The following is a 1,551-nucleotide window of genomic DNA, read 5'->3' as shown; positions in this document are numbered from 1 at the left end:
AACAGCACAGCAGGTCGGTTACATCCCCTCTTCCTGAGGAAGAGGGGCTTGGGGAGAAAGTGGAGCCCTCCTTGGCAAAGGAGGGACGGGGTGGATCGAAAAAACAGCACCGGAGGGCGGTTACATCCTTTCCCTTCATGGTTAAGGGAAAGGCTTGGTTAGGGATTAAGGACCCTCCCGTTGGGGAGGAACAAGTGGGGCAAAAACTATTGTTTCTCTGAAAGTTCTGCTAGGTTCAGGCTTATTCCCTCATTTTCTGAATTTCCTTCAGTGGAAGCTCGGTGGCTGTTGATACTTGCTCATCAGAAAGCCCCATTGACAGAAGGCGGCGAGCTGTGGCTAGCTTTTCTTTTTCCATACCTTCCTCACGCCCCTTTTCCAAAGCCGTATCTATAGAGTTCTTGACATCACGATACGCCTTCAAACTATCCTCATATTCTTTCAACTCTGTTGGAGTGAACTTTGCAATCTCAGCCTCTTCAAAGAGTTTAGTAAACACTTTCTCTTTCAAGGCAGCAGGACGCTCATCCAATCGGGAAAGGTTTTTCAACACATACAACCACTTATCATAAAGCGTGTCAAGCTCCTCCTCTGTCTTATTGAACTTCGCTATCTCAACATACTTGAAAGAAAGTTTGTCATTAAAAACCTTAAAAGTCTTTTTGTCAAGCAAGCCCACATCATGGTTGATATCATTCTTGTCAAATGCCTCTTCTTCCAAGTCGAAGTTCAGCAGAGCAACAGTGTATACATGTTCAAGCTTGAAGTTCCATTCAGCCCCCTTTGGAGCCTGTTCACGGATAGGAAAAGTAGAATAGAACAAAGAACGATCCTTGAAGTACTTCTGATAAGCATTCTGCATCTCAACGATGAACTTTTCACCACGCTCATTTTCGCAATATACATCAAAGATGGCCTTGCGCTCGGCAAAGACATCACCAACGTGCTCACTATTCAAGTACTTCACATCCTTGATGACATGAAAACCATCAAACAGTGAATTCAAGAAATTGATGAGCAAATCCTTATTAGGCTTTGTTCCAAAGATACGCTTAAAACCGAAATCGGTAAGCAAGCTAATATATCGTTCTTCTATCCGTTTCATATCCTTCACCTTTTAAAACGTTTAACTGAATTGTGTTGCAAAAATAAGCTATTTTCTCGAAAACACCAAAAAAAACATCAAGAATCCTTCAAGTTATCAGCAAATTACTCAAAAACTGTTTCTCCTAATCTCATTTCGCTCTGACATAATCGTCCCGCAGATTCTTTTACCTTTAAAAGTCCCACAGATTTCACAGATGACGCAGATTTTTTACTTTTTTACCTTTAAAAGTCCCACAGATCTCACAGATTCTCACGGATTTTTTACCTTTTTACTTTTTTACCCTTTTACCTTTAAAAGTTCCCCGCAGATCTCACAGATTCCCACAGATTTTTTACCTTTTTACCTTTTAAAGTCACGCAGATTTCGCAGATGACGCAGATTTTTTACCTTTAAACAGCTCTTTTACCTTTAAAAGTTCCCCAGGCGGTCCCATCCCGCAGAAT

The 1,551-nt window shown here is 41.5% G+C and carries 2 protein-coding genes; one reads left to right on the top strand and one right to left on the bottom strand.

Annotated elements, in window-relative coordinates:
• Positions 1 to 221: hypothetical protein (locus tag ACQRBJ_RS15965; protein WP_445304221.1), on the top strand; the 221-nt coding region annotated here is incomplete at its 5' end.
• A 20-nt stretch (positions 222 to 241) separates the two neighbouring features.
• Here the strand turns inward: ACQRBJ_RS15965 and ACQRBJ_RS15960 are convergent.
• A complete protein-coding gene (locus ACQRBJ_RS15960; RefSeq protein WP_153123567.1) occupies positions 242 to 1,105 on the bottom strand; it encodes an Rpn family recombination-promoting nuclease/putative transposase in 864 nt (287 codons plus the stop codon).
• Positions 1,106 to 1,551: the final 446 nt, after the last annotated feature.

This window comes from Prevotella sp. SGI.167, assembly GCF_050313615.1.
In the GTDB taxonomy this organism is placed as follows: domain Bacteria; phylum Bacteroidota; class Bacteroidia; order Bacteroidales; family Bacteroidaceae; genus Prevotella.
This window is presented reverse-complemented; position numbering and strand designations above follow the sequence as displayed.

Excerpts from the sequence above, each read along its gene's own strand:
- ACQRBJ_RS15960 (WP_153123567.1), bottom strand. The coding sequence starts at position 1,105 with ATGAAACGGATAGAAGAACGATATATTAGCTTGCTTACCGATTTCGGT.